The organism is Sphingomonas rhamnosi, assembly GCF_036663615.1.
Taxonomy (GTDB): Bacteria; Pseudomonadota; Alphaproteobacteria; order Sphingomonadales; family Sphingomonadaceae; genus Sphingomonas.
The window spans coordinates 332,524-349,054 of sequence record NZ_JAXOJJ010000001.1; the positions used below are offsets into that span (position 1 = coordinate 332,524).

Sequence of the window (16,531 nt, forward strand, 5' to 3'; positions counted from 1 at the left end):
ACGTCAGACCGTCTGAGCCTCGTCCCGCCGCGCCAAGCGCAACACGACATACCCCAGCAGGCCGGACACGAACGATCCGGCCAGCACGCCGATCTTCGCCTCCGACTGCAGCAGCAGATTGCCGGGGAACGCCAGCAGCGTGATGAAGATGCTCATGGTGAAGCCGATCCCGCAGAGCATGGCCACGCCGAGCATCTGAAGCCGTCCGGCATGCGCGGGCATGTCCGCCAGCCCGAGCCGGACGGCGAGCGTCGCGAATCCGAAGACCCCGATCACCTTCCCGACCAGCAACCCGATGCCGACCCCCAACGTCACCGGCGCGACGAACGCGCTGGCGGGCAGGCCCAACACCGGCACCGCCGCGTTCGCCAGCCCGAAGATCGGAACGATCAGGAACCCGACCGGGATGTGCAGCGCGTGCTCAAGCCGGTGAAGCGGGCTCGGGCAACTTGCATCGGACTGCGCCGGGGTCCGATCCATCGGGATCGTCAGCGCGAGCATGACACCGGCCAGCGTGGCGTGGATCCCCGACCGCAGCACGAACACCCACAGCACCACGCCGACGAGCAGAAAGGGCGTCAATCTGGTCACGCCGAAGCGGTTGAGCGCGACCAGAACCGCGACCGCGACCCCCGCGCCGGCCAGATCCGGCACCGAAAGATGCGCGGTGTAGAAGAGGGCGATGATGATTACGGCACCCAGATCATCAATGATCGCCAGCGCGGCGAGGAAAACGCGTAGCGAGGCGGGAACGCGATTACCGAGAAGCGCGATGACGCCCAGCGCAAACGCGATATCGGTCGCCGCAGGGATCGCCCAGCCGGCCGCGGTCGGGCCGCGGTTGAACGCGAGATACAGGAGCGCGGGGACGATCATGCCGCCGGCCGCGGCGACGCCCGGCAGGATCCGGCGCGGCCAGGTCGACAGCTGGCCGTCGACCATCTCGCGCTTGATCTCGAGCCCGACGAGCAGGAAGAACAGCGCCATCAGGCCGTCGTTGATCCAGTGGCCGAGCGACAGCGGTCCCAGATGCGCCTCGAGCAGCCTCTGGTATGGCGCGGACAACGGCGAATTGGCGATCACCAAGGCAACCAGCGCCGCGCCCATCAGGACAAGACCGGCGGACGATTGGGCGGCAAGAAAGCGACGGATCGCGCTGGGCCGAGCGCGGGCATGGGTGGACATCGATAGACTCCGGATCAGGCGATCATCGCTGGCGGCCCGACCAACGCACATGCCTGCCCGCGCTGTCGAAGACGGCGAGCACCCGTGAGGGACTATCGCATCGCCGTGCGTACGAGGCAACCCGGGACCAAAGGCGCTGCCCCGGTCAGCCGAGCCATTCGGCAAGGACGGTGGGATCCTGTTCGTCCGCGCGCCGCACCGCTCGCTCAGCCTGATGCCGATGCGGATCGAGCCGGGCCAACGCCCATATCGCCGCACCGCGCACGATCGGACTCGCATCATCGAGCAGCCCCGCGACCGCGCGCACCAGCCCCGCATCGCCGCTGTTGCCCGCCGCGATCAGCGCGTTGCGCACCATCCGGCTGCGGCCGACGCGCTTGATCGGCGAGCCGGCAAAGACCTGACGAAAGCCGGCATCGTCGAGCGCGAGCAGGTCGGCGAGCTCGGGCGCGACGAGTTCGGCGCGCGGCGCGAAGGCGAGGTTCGCGTGCGCCGCGGCGGCGAACTTGTTCCACGGGCACACCGCCAGACAATCGTCGCAGCCATAGATGCGGTTGCCGATGCCGTTGCGGAATTCGTGCGGAATCGGCCCGGCATGCTCGATCGTCAGATACGAGATGCAACGCCGCGCATCGAGCTGGTACGGCGCCGGAAACGCGTCCGTGGGGCAGGCGCGCTGGCATGCGTCGCAGCTGCCGCAGCTGTCGGGGCCGGGCATATCCGGTTCCAGCGCCAGCGTCGTGTAGATCGCGCCGAGGAACAGCCAGCTGCCCTCGCTCCGGCTGACAAGGTTGGTATGCTTGCCCTGCCAGCCGAGCCCAGCGGCCTCCGCCAGCGGCTTCTCCATCACCGGCGCGGTGTCGACGAACACCTTTAGATCGCACCCCGCCTCGTGTGCCAGCCAGCGCCCGAGTGCCTTCAGCGCGCGCTTCATCACGTCGTGATAGTCGCCGCCTTGCGCATAGATCGAGATTCGCCCGACCCCGCCCTCGCCCGCCAGCCGTAGCGGATCGTCCTTCGGCGCATAGCTCAGGCCCAGCGCGATGACGCTGCGCACCTCGGGCCACAGACCGGCGGGGCTTTCGCGGTGGTGCTTGCGTTCCTCCATCCAGATCATGTCGCCGTGGCGGCCGTCGGCGAGCCACTGGTGCAACCGTTCGCCCGCCAACGGCGCCGCATCGGCGCGCGCGATGCCGACCGCGGCAAAGCCGAGTTCGGCGGCCTTCGCACGGATGCGGTCTTCGAGCGTATCCGGTTGCGTCTTGTCTTGTGCCACGCCGACCCGCTACCACGAGGCTCCATCGGGGGGAAAGTTCGTGCGTGATGAATGGGCGGTCACCGCCGATGGTCTGGTCAAGCGTTTCGGCGATCGCCGCGTCGTCGACGGCATCGACATCCGGGTCCCGACGGGGTCAATCTACGGCGTGCTCGGCCCCAACGGCGCGGGCAAGACCACCAGCCTGCGCATGCTGCTGGGGATCATCGAGCCCGACGAGGGCAGCCGCACGCTGTTCGGCTACGACGCCCCGCGCGACGCCAGCGACCGCGTCGGCTATCTCCCCGAGGAACGCGGACTCTATCCCGGCATGAAGGCGCGCGAAGCGATCGCGTTCATGGGCGCATTGCGCGGGCTCGACTGGAAGACGGGGCGCACGCGCGCCACCGCGCTGATGGAGAAGGCAGGGCTCGGCCACGCGGTTGACGAGAAGATCCGCAAATTGTCGAAGGGCATGGCGCAGCTCGTCCAGCTGTTGGGGTCGGTGGTGCATCAGCCCGACCTGCTCGTGCTCGACGAACCCTTTTCCGGGCTCGACCCGGTCAACCAGGAACAGCTCGAAGCCTTGATCCTCGCCGAGCGCGATCGCGGCGCGACGATCCTGTTCTCGACGCATATCATGAGCCATGCCGAGCGGCTGTGCGATCGCCTGGCGATCATCGCCGGCGGCAAGCGCCGGTTCGAGGGCACCGTCGCCGACGCGCGCGGAATCCTGCCGCAACGCGTCCACTACACCCCGCACCGCCCCGACCCGGCGATCGCCGGCGTTCTGCCCGCCGATGCGCAACCCGATGGCGACAGCTGGCGGTTCGAGCTGCCGCGCGAGGGCATCGAACGGCTGCTGAGCCGCCTGATCGAGGCGGGCTACGGCATATCCGGGCTGTCGATCGAACGCCCCGGTTTGCACGAGGCCTTCGTCCGCATCGTCGGCGAGCAGGAGGCACGGGTATGAGCGCGCCGCAGAGCCGGTTCCGCCGCACGCTGCGCCAGACGCTGACGATCGCGCGGCGCGACTTCATCGCCACCGTCTTCACGCCGATCTTCCTGCTGTTCCTGTTCGCGCCGGTGATCATGGGATCGTTCGGCGCAATCGGCGGGATGGGCGCCGCCAACGTCGCCGACGGCGCGCAGGACAAGGCGCGGATCGTCGCGATCGTGCCCGCCCCGCTCGCCGGCCCGACCGCCGCCGCCGACAAGCGCCTACGCGCGGTCTTCCGCCCCGACGAAGCGCCACCGACGCTGATGACCATCGCCCCTGCGGCCGACGTTGCGGCCCAGGCGCGCGCCGCGTTCGCGCGCAAGGACATCGACGCATCTGCCGTGCTCTATGGCCCGCTCGACCGCCCGCAAATCCTGTACGCCACGCGCGGCCGTCGCGCGGCGGATTATCTGGCGTTACTCAGCGGCACGACGCTCGCCGCGCAACGGCTCGGCGGCACCCTGCCCGCCGTCGTGGTCACCAAAACCGCGATCAAGCGCCAGGGCAGCTCGATCGGCGGGCAGCACCAATCCGCCTTCTTCGCGGTGTTCGGCATCTTCTTCCTCACGCTGTTCCTGTCGGGGCAGGTCGTCGGTACGATGGCGGAGGAGCGCAACAGCAAGGTGATCGAGGTGCTGGCCGCCGCGGTGCCGCTCGAATCGGTGTTCCTGGGCAAGCTGCTCGGCATGTTCGGCGTCGCCGTGCTGTTCGTCGCGTTCTGGGGCACGGTGGTCGGGCAGATCGGATCGTTCCTGCCGCCCGCGATGGCCGCCGGCTTCGGCGATCTGGTGCCCGCGGTCGGCACGCCGATGTTCGCACTCCTGTTCGCCGGCTATTTCACGATGGCGTATCTGCTGCTCGGTGCGGTGTTCCTGGGCGTCGGCGCGCAAGCCTCGACGATGCGCGAGATCCAGATGCTGTCGCTGCCGATCACGATCCTGCAGGTCGCGATGTTCGCGCTGTCCTCCGCCGCCGCCGCACGCCCGGGCAGCTGGGTCGCGACCTTCGCCGAGGTGTTCCCGCTCTCGTCGCCCTTCGCCATGGCCGGGCATGCCGCGAATTCGCCGGATCTGTGGCCGCATGTGGCAGCGCTCGCCTGGCAGGCGCTGTGGGTGACGATCTTCATCAGCGTCGGCGCGCGGCTGTTCCGCCGCGGCGTGCTGCAATCCGGCAGCGCCAAGCCCTTCTGGAAGCGCGCCCGGGCGAGTTGACTTAGAAACCGCCCGGGCTTCTTCTGCAGGCAAAACGCAGGAGAGAGTCGATGGCGACGCTGGCGCGGTATCCGGACCCCGACCCGCTCGACGTGAGCCGGGGCAGCTTGTACCGCGACGATATCTGGCAGGCGCCGTTCCGCCGGCTGCGCGCCGAGGCGCCGGTGCATTTCGTCCCGCAGTCCGATTACGGGCCCTATTGGTCGGTCTCGACGTACCGCGGCATCGTCGAGGTCGAGTCGCTGCCCGATCTCTATTCGTCGGAAGCCGGCGGCATCACGCTCGCCGAGATCATCAACGACGGCGGCATCAGGATGCCGATGTTCATCGCGCGCGACCGCCCGGTCCACACCGCGCAGCGGCGTACCGTCGCTCCGGCTTTCACGCCGAGCGAGATGGCACGAATGACCGAGGACATCCGCCGCCGCACCGCCGCGATCCTCGACAGCCTGCCGTGGAACACGCGGTTCGACTGGGTCGACACGGTGTCGATCGAACTGACCACGCAGATGCTGGCGACGCTGTTCGATTTTCCCTGGGAAGACCGCCGAAAACTTACCTTCTGGTCCGACTGGGCCGGCGATATCGAGGCGGTGAAGAACGAGACGACGCGCAAGGAACGGCTGGCCCATATGTTCGAATGCGGCGCCTATTTCCAACAGCTGTGGAACGCGAAGCTGGGCCAAGAGCCGACGCCCGACCTGATATCGATGATGATCCATTCGGACGCGATGGCGCATATGGACACGTACGAGTTCATCGGGAACCTGATCCTGCTGATCGTCGGCGGCAACGACACCACGCGCAATTCGATGACCGCGCTCGCCTATGGACTCGACCGGTTTCCGGATGCCCGCGCGCGGCTCGAGGCGGATCCGAGCCTGATCCCCAACGCGGCGAGCGAGATCTTTCGCTGGCAGACGCCGCTCGCGCACATGCGGCGCACCGCGACGCGCGACACCATGTTGATGGGGCAGCCGATCAAGGCCGGCGACAAGCTCGCGCTCTGGTATCTGTCCGCCAACCGCGACGAGACGGTGTTCGGCGACGATGCCGATACGATCCGCGTCGACCGGCCGAACGCGCGGCGGCACTTGGCGTTCGGCCATGGCATCCACCGCTGCGTCGGCGCCAGGCTTGCCGAACTGCAGATCGGCATCCTGCTCGAGGAAATGGCCGCGCGTCGGATGCGCGTGAACGTGCTCGCCGAGCCGACCCGGATCGCGGCGTGCTTCGTCCACGGCTACAAGACGCTGCCCGTCGAGATCAGCCGGTACTGACGACGCCCGCGTCCGGGACGATCGAAGCGCGCATCCTGGCGTCGCGGCCGGTCGTTCCTACATCATGACCATGACACATGCAGACCGCCGCACATTCCTGACCCTCGCCGGGACTACCATCGCCGGCGCGGCGCTATGGGGCTGTAGTTCGGAGCGCGCGCAGGCGGCCGAACGCTTCGCGGTGACCTATACCGATGCGCAGTGGCGCGCGCGGCTGAAACCGGCGGCCTATGCCGTGCTGCGCAAGGAAGGGACCGAAGTCCCTTATTCGAGCCCGCTCAACGGCGAACATCGCGCGGGGATCTTCGCCTGTGGTGGATGCGCGCTGCCGGCCTTCTCGTCGAAGACCAAGTTCGAGAGCGGGACCGGTTGGCCGAGCTTCTGGGCGCCGTTGCCGAACGCGGTACGGACGCGGGTCGATTCGACGATGGGGATGGCGCGGACCGAAGTGCATTGCCGGCGCTGCGGCGGGCATCTGGGCCATGTGTTCGATGACGGCCCGAAGCCGACGGGCAAGCGCTACTGCATGAACGGCGTGGCGCTGACGTTCAAGGCGGCGTGATCGCCGTACCGATACCGTTGTCCGGAGCTTGATGCGCGATCCAGGCCCCGAGCCGCCGTCTGCAATGTGATGCCGGGATCGCCGGCATGACGTCGGGATTTACTTGGTGTCGTTCACCAACGTGAAGATGCCGCGCGGATCGGTTGGGCCATGCTGGAGGGCCGCCATCTGGTAGGACGGTTGGGTCGGCGCGTCGAACAGGTCGGTCTTGGGGGTGTCGGACTTGGGTGCGTGACCCGAATAGATGAAGCCCTTGGTCGGATAGGCCGAGGTACCGAGGCCACCCTGCGGGCCGTACCACACCTTGACCATGCTCCAGTCGCCGGCAGCTGAGACGTCGACCGCGCGGACGTTGGTCTCGATGCCGCCGGGGCGTGACCAGTTGGCGTGGGTCAGCAGCACTTCGCGGTCGCCGACGACGCGGCTGACCATCGCGACATGGCCGACGCGCATCCGCGACGTCGGCGAGAAGGCGAGGACCGAACCAGCCTTCGGGGTGTGGCCGCGCTCGTAGCGACCCTCGGCCTGGCCCCACCAGGTGTTCGCATTGCCGCGGATCTCGATGCCCGAGACCGACCGTGCGAAGGTGACGCACTGCCAGAACTGCGCGGCCGCTGGGGTCGCCGTCATCAGGCCGCACGTTACCACCAGCGCAAAACGCGCTGCTAATGCCTTCAAATTCATCGGAAGCCCCTGGTCGAAACCCACTCGTCGCAGTCTGGCTAGACGGGGCCGAAATTAATTGAAAGTCGCCGCGGAACCATATCCGATGAAGCGTGTTACGGCGCCGACGAACCCCCTGAACCGGCGATCGACGCGGCGGATTTGCCAGCGCCGCGGACCAAGGATAGCAAGCGGGCATAAAAATGGAGGATGCCCGATGGATACCACGACCCTGTTCCGGCTCGACGGCCGCGTCGCGCTGATCACCGGCGGCAGCCGCGGGATCGGCAAGATGATCGCCGCCGGTTTCATCGCGCAGGGGGCGAAGGTCTATATCTCGTCGCGCAAGGCCGATATGTGCGAAGCGGCGGCGGCAGAGCTGGGGCCGAACTGCTTCGCGCTGCCGCAAGACGTATCGACCGTCGCCGGGTGCAAGGCGCTCGCCGAACAGTTCGCCGCGGTCGAGGGCAAGCTCGACATCCTGGTCAACAATGCCGGTGCCGCCTGGGGCGTGCCGTTCGAGGAGTTTTCGGAAGCGGGCTGGGACAAGGTGATGGACCTGAACGTCAAGTCGCCCTTCTTCCTGACCCAGGCGCTGTACGCCGCGCTGAAGGCGTCGGGCTCCCACGCGCGCCCCGCCAAGGTGATCAACATCACCTCGATCGACGGCCAGCGGCTCAATGCGTGGGAAACGTACAGCTATCACGCGTCGAAATCGGCGCTGATCTATCTGACCAAGCGGATGGCGGCGCGGCTGGTGCGCGACGGCATCAACGTCACCTCGATCGCCCCCGGCGCGTTCGCCAGCGACATGAACAAGGCCGCACGCGACCACGGCGACGCAGTGGCGCAGGGCATTCCGGCCAAGCGCGTCGGCGTCGACGAGGACATGGCCGGCGCCGCGATCTACCTCGCAAGTCGGGCGGGGGATTATGTGGTGGGGGAGACGATCACGGTGGATGGCGGGCTGGTGCACGCAAGCCTGGGGACGTCGATCGACGCGTGATCCCCGGCGGATAGATGGATGCTGAAACGAGTTCAGCATGACAGGATAATCATCGTCACCCTGAACTCGTTTCAGGGTCCACCTAACCCCTTGGCGTCAGCGGCTCGGCGAGGCCGAGCCCTGGCGCCAGATCGGCCCATTCCGGGTTCTGCGACTCGATCAGGTTGATCTTCCAGTCGCGATGCCACCTCTTCAACTGCTTCTCGCGCCGTATCGCCGCGTCCATGTCGTCGAACATCTCGTACCGCACGAGCCGGTAGACCCCGTACTGGCCGACAAACCGCCGGTGACGCCGTGCCGATGCTGGTACAGCCGCGCGCCGAGATCCGAGGTCACGCCGATGTACAGCGTCCCGCGTACGCCGCTGGCGAGAATATAGACGCAAGGTTGGCGAGTCCGCGGCATCCGGCAAGTCTGCCGTACCGTGGATGCTGAAACAAGTTCAGCATGACGGAGGCCTTCCTTCGTCACCCTGAACTCGTTTCAGGGTCCACCTATCGCCCAGGCGCAAGCCCAGATTACCGCGCGATACCCCCCGCCGCGAGCACCGCCAGCGTCACCAATTCCCCGGCCGTCGACGTCATCGGTGCCACCTGCACCGGCTTCTCCATGCCGATCAGCATCGGCCCGATCACCGAATCGCCACCCAGCTCGCGCAGCAGCTTCGCCGAAATGTGCGCGGACTGCAGCCCCGGCATGATCAGCACGTTGGCCGGACCCGACAGCCGCGCGAACGGATAGTTCGCCAGCTGCTTCGGGTTCAGCGCGACGTCGGGCGCCATCTCGCCCTCATATTCGAACCCGACCTGGCGGCCGTCGAGCACGCCGACCGCGTCGCGGATGTTGTCCACCCATTCACCGCGCGGGTTGCCGAAGTTCGAATAGCTCAGGAACGCGACGCGCGGCTCGTGGCCCATGCGGCGCGCGACCGCGGCGGTCTGTTCGGCGAAATCGGCGAGCTGTTCGGCGGTCGGCCGCTCGTTGATCGCGGTGTCGGCGATGAAGACGGTGTGGCTCTGCCCGACGACCAGGTGGATGCCGAACGGCGTCTTGCCCGCTGCGGGATCGATCACGCGGTACACCTGGCGCATCGTCTCGCCGTATGTGCGCGTGATGCCGGTGATCATCGCGTCGCCCTCGCCGAGCTGCAGCAGCAGCGCGCCGAAGATGTTGCGGTCCTGGTTCACCATCCGCTCGCAATCGCGGCGCAGATAGCCGCGGCGCTGGAGCCGCGCGTAGAGCAGGTCGACCATCTTGGGGACCAGCGGCGAGCGACGGCTGTTGTGCAGTTCGAAGCTCTCAGGGTCCGTGACGCCCAGCGCACGCAGGCGATCCGGCACGTCGTCGCGACCGACCAGCACCGGCGTGCCGTAACCGCCCTCGCGGAATTGGATCGCCGCGCGCAGCACGACCTCCTCCTCGCCCTCGGCGAAGATCACCCGCTTGGGATGCGCGCGCGCGCCCTCATAGGCCATCGACAGCACCGAGGTGGTCGGGTTGAGGCGGGCACGCAGCGACTGGCGATACGCCTCCATGTCGAGGATCGGCTTGGTCGCGACGCCCGAATCCATCGCCGCCTTGGCGACCGCGCTGGACACGACCTCCATCAGCCGCGGATCGAACGGCGCCGGGATGATGTACGCAGGGCCGAAGCTGTGGCTGACGCCATAAGCGAGCGCGACCTCCTCGGGCACGCGCTGGCGGGCGAGTTCGGCGATCGCGTTGGCGGCAGCGATCTTCATCTGGTCGTTGATCCCCGTCGCGCGGACGTCGAGCGCACCGCGGAAGATGAACGGGAAGCACAGCACGTTGTTGACCTGGTTCGGATAGTCCGACCGCCCGGTCGCGACGATCGCATCGGGCCGCGCGGCCATCGCCAGTTCGGGGCGGATTTCCGGCTCGGGGTTGGCCATCGCGAAGATGATCGGCGCCTTGGCCATGTCCTTGACCATCTCGGGCTTCAGCGCGCCCGCGGCGGAGAGACCGAGGAACACGTCCGCGCCCTCCAGCGCCTCGGTCAGCGTACGGGCGGCGCTGGTCGTCGCATGCGCCGACTGCCACTGGTTCACGTCGTCGCGGCCCTGGTAGATCACGCCGGTCTTGTCGCACATCACGACGTTGTCGGGCCGCACGCCCATCGCCTTGATCAGCTCGGTGCACGCGATCGCCGCGGCGCCCGCGCCGTTGACGACCATCTTGATGTCGCCGAGTTTCCGCCCGGTCAGCAGGCAGGCGTTGATGAGCCCCGCCGCGACGATGATCGCGGTGCCGTGCTGGTCGTCATGGAACACCGGGATGTTCATGCGTTCCCGGAGAGTCTGCTCGATGATGAAGCACTCGGGCGCCTTGATGTCCTCGAGGTTGATCCCGCCGAAGGTCGGCTCCATCAGCTCGACCGCGTCGATGAAGCGGGTGACGTCCTCGGTCTTCAGCTCGATATCGATCGAATCGACGTCGGCGAAGCGCTTGAACAGCACCGCCTTGCCCTCCATCACCGGCTTCGACGCGAGCGCGCCTAGATTGCCCATGCCGAGGATCGCGGTGCCGTTGGAGATCACCGCGACGAGGTTGCCCTTGGCGGTGTAATCATAGGCGGTGGCGGGATCGTCGTAGATCGCCTTCACCGGAATCGCGACGCCCGGAGAATAGGCCAGCGCCAGGTCGCGCTGCGTCGCCATCGGTTTCGACGCGATGATCTCGATCTTGCCCGGCCGGCCTTCCGAATGGAACAGCAGCGCTTCGCGTTCGGAGAACTGGAGCGTGTTTTCGTCGGCCATGCGGGGAACCTCGGCAATGTCTGGGCGGATCGGATTGCCCCTGCCTTTACGGAAGCCTTCGCGCTTCGTCACCCCGGACATGACATGGCTGTCATTCCTATCCTGCCGCGGGGGGAGGATCAAATCCGGGCGGGCATGACGCAGGCCCAAAGTTTCGCTAACCGGGCGGGCATGACGACCCCCGCTCCGACGCCGATGATGGCGCAATATCTCGGCCTGAAGGCGGAAGCCGATGATTGCCTGCTGTTCTATCGGATGGGTGATTTCTTCGAATTGTTCTTCGACGATGCACGCGCCGCCGCCGCCTGCCTCGACATCGCGCTCACCGCGCGCGGCGAGCATGACGGCAAGCCGATCCCGATGTGCGGCGTACCGGTCCACGCCGCCACCGCCTATCTGCAGCGGCTGATCAAGGCCGGACACCGCGTCGCGATCGCCGAACAGGTCGAAAGTCCCGCCGACGCCAAGGCGCGCGGCGGCAAGACGCTGGTCGCGCGCGCGATCGTCCGCGTCGTCACCGCGGGTACGCTGACCGAGGAAGCGTTGCTCGATTCGCGCAGCGACAATTGGTGCGTGGCGATCGGGGAGGCGGCCGGCGGCGTGGCGATCGCGGCCGCCGACGTGTCGACCGGCCGGTTCGAGATCGTCGAGGTTGCCGCCGACGCGGTCGGCGCCGAACTCGCCCGCCTGGGCGCGGCCGAAGTGGTCGCGGCGGAAACCAGCGCCTTTACCGAGGCCGCGACGACGCTCCGGCCACGCGGTGATTTCGACAGCCATGCGGGCGAGACTCGGCTGAAACGGATCTACGGCGTCGCGACGTTGGACGGCTTCGGTCAGTTCGGGCGCGCGGGCCTCGCCGCGGCCGGCGGGCTGGTCGCGTATCTGGAGCATAATGCCAAGGGCGCGATGCCCTTCCTGCGCCCGCCGCGGATCGCGCGCGCGGCGGAAGCGATGGCGATCGACGCGGCGACACGCGAAAGCCTGGAACTGACCTGCGCCGCTGGCGGTGTGCGCAAAGGCAGCTTGCTGGATGCGGTCGACCGGACGGTGACCGGCGCGGGCGCGCGACTGCTCGCGGCGGATCTGGGCGCGCCGTTGATGGACCGCGCGCAGGTCGAGGCGCGGCTCGACCTCGTCCGGCTGTTCCACGACGATCAGGCCGCGCGCGAGCGGTTGCGCGGCACGCTGCGCGCGTTGCCCGATATCGGCCGCGCGCTGGGGCGGCTCGCGGCGGGCCGTGGTGGCCCACGCGACCTGGGGCAATTGCGCGACGGGCTCGATGGCGCCTGGCATCTCGGCGAGCGACTGGACGAGACCGCCCAACCGCCGGTGCTGCTGGCGAGCCTCGCGCCGCGACTGCGCGGCCATGGCAGCCTGATCGATCTGCTCAAACGCGCGCTGGTCCCCTCGCCGCCGATCGAGGCATCCGACGGCGGCTACATTGCGGCCGGTTATGACGCCGCGCTCGACGATCTGCGCGATGCAGGCGCTGGTGGTCGCCGTGCGATCGCCGCGCTTGAAGCCGGATTCCGCACCCAGACCGGCATCACCGCGCTGAAGATCCGCCACAATGGCGTGCTCGGCTATCACGTCGAGGTGCCGGCCAAGGCGGCCGACGCGCTGATGGCCGCCGACAGCGGCTTCACGCACCGCCAGACGCTGGCGGGCGTAGTGCGCTTCAACACCCCGGCGCTCCACGAGGTCGCGGCGCGGGTCAGCCAGTCGGGTGCGCACGCGTTGGCGGCCGAGGCGGCGCATCTCGAGGAACTGACGGCCGCCACGCTGGCGGACCGCGAGGCGATCGCGGCGACCGCCGACGCGCTCGCTCGGCTGGATGTCGCCGCCGGACTCGCCGAACGCGCGGCCGAAGGTGCATGGGCGCGGCCGGCGCTGGTCGACCACGCGTGTTTCGAGATCGAGGGCGGTCGGCATCCGGTGGTCGAGGCAGCGGTCGCGAAATCGGGCGACCGGTTCGTCGCCAACGACTGCAATCTGTCCGAATCGTCGCGGCTATGGCTCGTCACCGGGCCGAACATGGGCGGCAAATCGACCTTCCTGCGCCAGAACGCGCTGATCGCGGTGCTGGCGCAGGCCGGGTCGTACGTGCCCGCGACCAAGGCGACGCTCGGCCTCGTCGACCGCCTGTTCAGCCGCGTCGGCGCGTCGGACAATCTCGCGCGCGGCCGCTCGACCTTCATGGTCGAGATGGTCGAGACCGCAGCGATCCTCGCACAGGCGACGCCGCGGAGCTTCGTGATCCTCGACGAAGTCGGGCGCGGCACCTCGACCTATGACGGGCTCGCGATCGCCTGGGCGGTGGTCGAGGCGATCCACGAGGACAATCGCTGCCGCTGCCTGTTCGCGACGCATTACCATGAGCTGACGCGACTGGCGGAACGCTGCGACGCGCTGTCGCTGCACCATGTCCGCGCGCGCGAATGGAAGGGCGAGCTTGTGCTCCTCCACGAACTCGCCGACGGGCCGGCGGATCGCAGCTACGGTCTGGCCGTCGCGCGGCTCGCGGGGATGCCGCCGGCGACGGTCGCGCGCGCGAAATCGGTGTTGGCGAAGCTCGAGGCGGGCCGCGCCAAGACCGGCGGGCTGGCCGCGGGGCTCGACGACCTGCCGCTGTTCGCCGCCGCCGCACAGGTCGAGGTCGAGGCGCGCGATACGCTGCGCGACGATCTGGCGGCGCTGGACGTCGACGCGATGAGCCCGCGCGAGGCGCTGGAGGCGCTGTACCGGTTGAAGGGGCTGGCGGGCGAAACTTGAACCTGACGCGACAAGAATGGACGCTCTCCCCTCCTTGGAAGGGAGGGGTCGGGGTGGGTTGGCCTGGGGCGCCCGCACCGTCACCTTACCAACCCACCCACCCCCAGCCCCTCCCTTCCAGGGAGGGGAGCAAGCCGAGCGATATCGCCGGCCCGCGTCCTAGTATCTCACGGCCCGGCGATGCTAGGCGGACCCCGATCATCGGAGCATCGACCTTGAGCGGACATCATCACGGCCATGACCACGGCCACGGGCATTCCCACGCGGGCCATTCCCACGCCGGCCACGGCCACAGCCACGCCCCGGCCTCGTTCGACCGCGCCTTCGCGATCGGCATCGCGCTCAACATCGCGTTCGTCGTCATCGAGGCGGTGGTCGGCCTGCGCATCGATTCCGTCGCGCTGGTCGCCGATGCGGGGCACAATCTGTCCGACGTGCTCGGCCTCGCGGTCGCCTGGGGCGGCGCGACGCTGGCGCGCAGCGCGCCGACCAAGCGCTTCACCTACGGGCTGAAGGGCTCGACGATCCTCGCCGCGCTGACCAACGCACTGCTGCTGTTGGTAGCGCTCGGCGCGATCGTACTGGAAGCGTCGCAGCGGTTCGCCGATCCTGCCCCCGTCGCCGGGCTGACGGTGTCGATGGTTGCGGCGATCGGCATCGCCGTGAACGTGTCGACCGCCTTGCTGTTCGCGCGCGGGCGGAAGGGCGACGTCAACATCCGCGGCGCCTATCTGCATATGGCGGCGGACGCGGCGGTGTCGGCGGGCGTGGTGATCGCCGGGCTGATCATCTGGCGCACCGGCATCACCTGGATCGACCCCGCGGTCAGCATCGTCATCGCGGTGCTGATCTTCTGGCAGACCTGGGGCCTGCTGCGTGAGACCGTCGAGATGTCGCTGTCCGCGGTACCGCGCGGGATCGAGTTCGATCAGGTCGAGACCGCGCTCTGTGGTCTGCCCGGAGTCGTCCGCATCCACGATCTGCACATCTGGCCGATGAGCACGACCGAACCGGTACTGACCGCGCATCTGGTGATGCCCGCCGGCCAACCGGGCGACTCGTTCCTGTCCGACGCGCGCACGATGCTGCACACGCGGTTCGGGATCGGCCATGCGACGCTGCAGGTCGAAACCGGTCAGGACTGCGCGATGGCGGGGCCGGACGTCGTTTGAACTTTACCGGCGGGTATCCGTTACCCTGACATGTTTTCGGGAGTAACACCTATGAAGAAGCAGATCATCGCAGCCCTGATGTCGGTGGCCGTCGTGGCGCCCGCCATGATCCCCGTCGAAGCGACCGCGCAGCGCTACGACAACCGTGATCGTGATCGTGATCGCAACCGCGGCGGCGATAACCGCTGGCAGGGCGACAGCAACAATCGCGACTGGAACCCGGCGTCGAGCTATCGCCAGGGCAATTATCGTGAGCGTCGTCTCAGCCGCAACGACCGCATCTATCGCGGCCGTGACGGCCGGGCCTATTGCAAGCGCAGCGACGGCTCGACGGGCCTAGTGATCGGCGCACTCGGTGGCGGCGTGCTCGGCAACCTGATCGGCGGCGGTACGCTCGGCACGCTGGTGGGTGCAGGCGGCGGCGCGCTGCTCGGCCGCTCGGTCGATCGCGGCAATGTGAAGTGCCGCTGATCTGACGTCATCCCGGGCTAGCGCCCGGGGTTACAGCAATACGAAAGCGGCGATCGGGGCGACCCGGTCGCCGTTTTAATAGGCGCGTGCGACCGCGAACTCGACGGCTTCGATCATCGCATCCTTGGCGGCGCCGTTCGCGAAGCCCCCGATCGCATCGATCGCGCGCTGGCCGTAATGCCGTGCGCGCGCAAGCGTATCGTCGACCGCGCGGGTCGATCGGATCAGGTCGGTCGCATGCGCCAGGTCGGCGTCGCTGTCGCGCCGACCCTCGACCGCGTCCTTCCAGAATTTGCGGTCTTCGGCGTCGCCGCGCGCATAGGCGAGGATGACGGGCAGCGTCATCTTGCCCTCGCGGAAATCGTCGCCGGCATCCTTGCCCATCGTGCCCGCGTCCGAGACATAGTCGATTGCGTCGTCAACCAGCTGGAACGCGATGCCCAGATTGCGGCCGTACGCGTCCAGTGCGGCTTCCTCGGCTTCCGGACGCTCGGCGACGACTGCGGAAATCCGGCAGGCGGCGGCGAACAGCGCGGCGGTCTTGGCGATGATGATATCGAGATAGCGTTCTTCGGCCAGGTCGACTCGGCGCGCGGCGGTCAGCTGGTTGACCTCGCCCTCCGCGATCGTCGCGCTGGTCGACGACAGGATCTTCAGCACCTTGAGGCTGCCGTCCTCGACCATCAGTTCGAAGCTGCGGCTGAACAGGAAATCGCCGACCAGCACGCTCGCCGGGTTCCCCCAGATCAGGTTCGCCGCACGCTTGCCGCGGCGCATGTCGCTGCCGTCGACGACGTCGTCATGCAGTAGCGTCGCGGTGTGGATGAATTCGACCGCCGCGGCGAGGCGGTGGTGGCGCGATCCGGTATAGCCGATCAGCCGCGCGCTCGCGAGCGTCAGCATCGGCCGCATCCGCTTGCCGCCACCCGCGATCAGATGACCCGCAAGTTCGGGGATCAGCGGAATATCGGACTGCATGCGGCCGAGGATGACCGCGTTGACCAGGTTCATGTCGCCGGCGACCAGCTTGACCATCGGGTCCAGCGAGGGATTCGGCCGGGCGGAATCGAGGCGGTGGATCGTTGCGCTCATCTGCCCGGAGCCTGTGGCCGTATCGCCCTTGCAAAGCAAGTCTTGCCGGGCGCGGCGGACGCCCGCAAAAGGCGCGCGAACCGGA

Annotated in this window: 13 protein-coding genes, 1 tRNA gene and 1 pseudogene; 8 read left to right on the forward strand and 7 right to left on the reverse strand. The window is 68.1% G+C overall.

Going from position 1 to position 16,531, the window contains the following annotated elements; genetic code table 11:
- Window positions 1-3: 3 nt before the first annotated feature.
- Both nhaA and queG read right to left on the reverse strand, forming a co-directional pair.
- Window positions 4-1,185 carry a Na+/H+ antiporter NhaA gene (gene nhaA / locus U1701_RS01695; protein ID WP_332780799.1) on the reverse strand — a complete coding sequence of 394 codons (1,182 nt, stop codon included), beginning with the start codon at window positions 1,183-1,185 and terminating at the stop codon, window positions 4-6.
- A gap of 145 nt (window positions 1,186-1,330) precedes the next feature.
- Window positions 1,331-2,461 (reverse strand): tRNA epoxyqueuosine(34) reductase QueG, encoded by a 1,131-nt coding sequence (gene queG / locus U1701_RS01700; RefSeq protein ID WP_332780800.1) that lies wholly within the window; start codon window positions 2,459-2,461, stop codon window positions 1,331-1,333.
- Between the two features lie 40 nt (window positions 2,462-2,501).
- Between queG and U1701_RS01705 the strand changes: the two genes are divergently transcribed.
- From U1701_RS01705 to msrB, 4 genes are all read left to right on the forward strand, one after another.
- Window positions 2,502-3,413 carry an ABC transporter ATP-binding protein gene (locus U1701_RS01705; RefSeq protein WP_332780801.1) on the forward strand — a complete coding sequence of 304 codons (912 nt, stop codon included), beginning with the start codon at window positions 2,502-2,504 and terminating at the stop codon, window positions 3,411-3,413.
- Entirely contained in the window at window positions 3,410-4,651 is a 1,242-nt protein-coding gene (locus U1701_RS01710) for an ABC transporter permease (protein ID WP_332780802.1), read from the forward strand. Before U1701_RS01705 ends, U1701_RS01710 begins: the two co-directional genes overlap by 4 nt.
- Window positions 4,652-4,701: 50 nt before the next feature.
- Entirely contained in the window at window positions 4,702-5,931 is a 1,230-nt protein-coding gene (locus U1701_RS01715; protein WP_332780803.1) for a cytochrome P450, read from the forward strand.
- Between the two features lie 70 nt (window positions 5,932-6,001).
- Complete coding sequence (msrB, locus tag U1701_RS01720) at window positions 6,002-6,493, forward strand: peptide-methionine (R)-S-oxide reductase MsrB (RefSeq protein WP_332780804.1); 492 nt, start codon at window positions 6,002-6,004, stop codon at window positions 6,491-6,493.
- A 99-nt stretch (window positions 6,494-6,592) separates the two neighbouring features.
- Here msrB and U1701_RS01725 read toward each other — a convergent pair whose 3' ends face one another.
- A complete protein-coding gene (locus tag U1701_RS01725; RefSeq protein ID WP_332780805.1) occupies window positions 6,593-7,177 on the reverse strand; it encodes a CHAP domain-containing protein in 585 nt (194 codons plus the stop codon).
- A gap of 196 nt (window positions 7,178-7,373) precedes the next feature.
- Between U1701_RS01725 and U1701_RS01730 the strand changes: the two genes are divergently transcribed.
- Window positions 7,374-8,162: an SDR family oxidoreductase gene (locus U1701_RS01730; protein ID WP_332780806.1), complete on the forward strand. Its 789-nt coding sequence runs from the start codon at window positions 7,374-7,376 to the stop codon at window positions 8,160-8,162.
- Between the two features lie 82 nt (window positions 8,163-8,244).
- Here the strand turns inward: U1701_RS01730 and U1701_RS01735 are convergent.
- A pseudogene (locus U1701_RS01735) lies at window positions 8,245-8,567 on the reverse strand (GIY-YIG nuclease family protein).
- Between the two features lie 113 nt (window positions 8,568-8,680).
- Window positions 8,681-10,939: an NADP-dependent malic enzyme gene (locus U1701_RS01740; protein ID WP_332780807.1), complete on the reverse strand. Its 2,259-nt coding sequence runs from the start codon at window positions 10,937-10,939 to the stop codon at window positions 8,681-8,683.
- Between the two features lie 195 nt (window positions 10,940-11,134).
- Between U1701_RS01740 and mutS the strand changes: the two genes are divergently transcribed.
- Window positions 11,135-13,711 (forward strand): DNA mismatch repair protein MutS, encoded by a 2,577-nt coding sequence (gene mutS, locus U1701_RS01745; protein ID WP_332781424.1) that lies wholly within the window; start codon window positions 11,135-11,137, stop codon window positions 13,709-13,711.
- Here mutS and U1701_RS01750 read toward each other — a convergent pair.
- Window positions 13,689-13,822, reverse strand: a tRNA-Gly gene (locus tag U1701_RS01750). The two genes, mutS and U1701_RS01750, sit on opposite strands and share 23 nt — an antisense overlap.
- A 104-nt stretch (window positions 13,823-13,926) precedes the next feature.
- On the opposite strand from U1701_RS01750, the gene U1701_RS01755 reads away from it, so the two are divergent.
- Both U1701_RS01755 and U1701_RS01760 read left to right on the forward strand, forming a co-directional pair.
- Window positions 13,927-14,883, forward strand: a complete 957-nt coding sequence (locus U1701_RS01755; RefSeq protein WP_332780808.1) for a cation diffusion facilitator family transporter — start codon at window positions 13,927-13,929, stop codon at window positions 14,881-14,883.
- A 51-nt stretch (window positions 14,884-14,934) separates the two neighbouring features.
- On the forward strand, window positions 14,935-15,354 hold the full coding sequence (locus tag U1701_RS01760) for a glycine zipper 2TM domain-containing protein (protein WP_332780809.1): 420 nt from the start codon (window positions 14,935-14,937) through the stop codon (window positions 15,352-15,354).
- A 75-nt stretch (window positions 15,355-15,429) separates the two neighbouring features.
- On the opposite strand, the gene U1701_RS01765 is transcribed toward U1701_RS01760, so the two are convergent.
- Window positions 15,430-16,446, reverse strand: coding sequence for a polyprenyl synthetase family protein (locus U1701_RS01765; protein ID WP_332780810.1), 1,017 nt, complete (start codon window positions 16,444-16,446; stop codon window positions 15,430-15,432).
- Between the last annotated feature and the right edge of the window lie 85 nt (window positions 16,447-16,531).

Bases quoted from the DNA above. Each gene is read 5' to 3' on its own strand.
- nhaA (WP_332780799.1), bottom strand. From the start codon at position 1,185: ATGTCCACCCATGCCCGCGCTCGGCCCAGCGCGATCCGTCGCTTTCTT.
- U1701_RS01710 (WP_332780802.1), top strand. From the start codon at position 3,410: ATGAGCGCGCCGCAGAGCCGGTTCCGCCGCACGCTGCGCCAGACGCTG.
- U1701_RS01715 (WP_332780803.1), top strand. From the start codon at position 4,702: ATGGCGACGCTGGCGCGGTATCCGGACCCCGACCCGCTCGACGTGAGC.
- msrB (WP_332780804.1), top strand. From the start codon at position 6,002: ATGACACATGCAGACCGCCGCACATTCCTGACCCTCGCCGGGACTACC.
- U1701_RS01725 (WP_332780805.1), bottom strand. From the start codon at position 7,177: ATGAATTTGAAGGCATTAGCAGCGCGTTTTGCGCTGGTGGTAACGTGC.
- U1701_RS01730 (WP_332780806.1), top strand. From the start codon at position 7,374: ATGGATACCACGACCCTGTTCCGGCTCGACGGCCGCGTCGCGCTGATC.
- U1701_RS01740 (WP_332780807.1), bottom strand. From the start codon at position 10,939: ATGGCCGACGAAAACACGCTCCAGTTCTCCGAACGCGAAGCGCTGCTG.
- mutS (WP_332781424.1), top strand. From the start codon at position 11,135: ATGATGGCGCAATATCTCGGCCTGAAGGCGGAAGCCGATGATTGCCTG.
- U1701_RS01760 (WP_332780809.1), top strand. From the start codon at position 14,935: ATGAAGAAGCAGATCATCGCAGCCCTGATGTCGGTGGCCGTCGTGGCG.
- U1701_RS01765 (WP_332780810.1), bottom strand. From the start codon at position 16,446: ATGAGCGCAACGATCCACCGCCTCGATTCCGCCCGGCCGAATCCCTCG.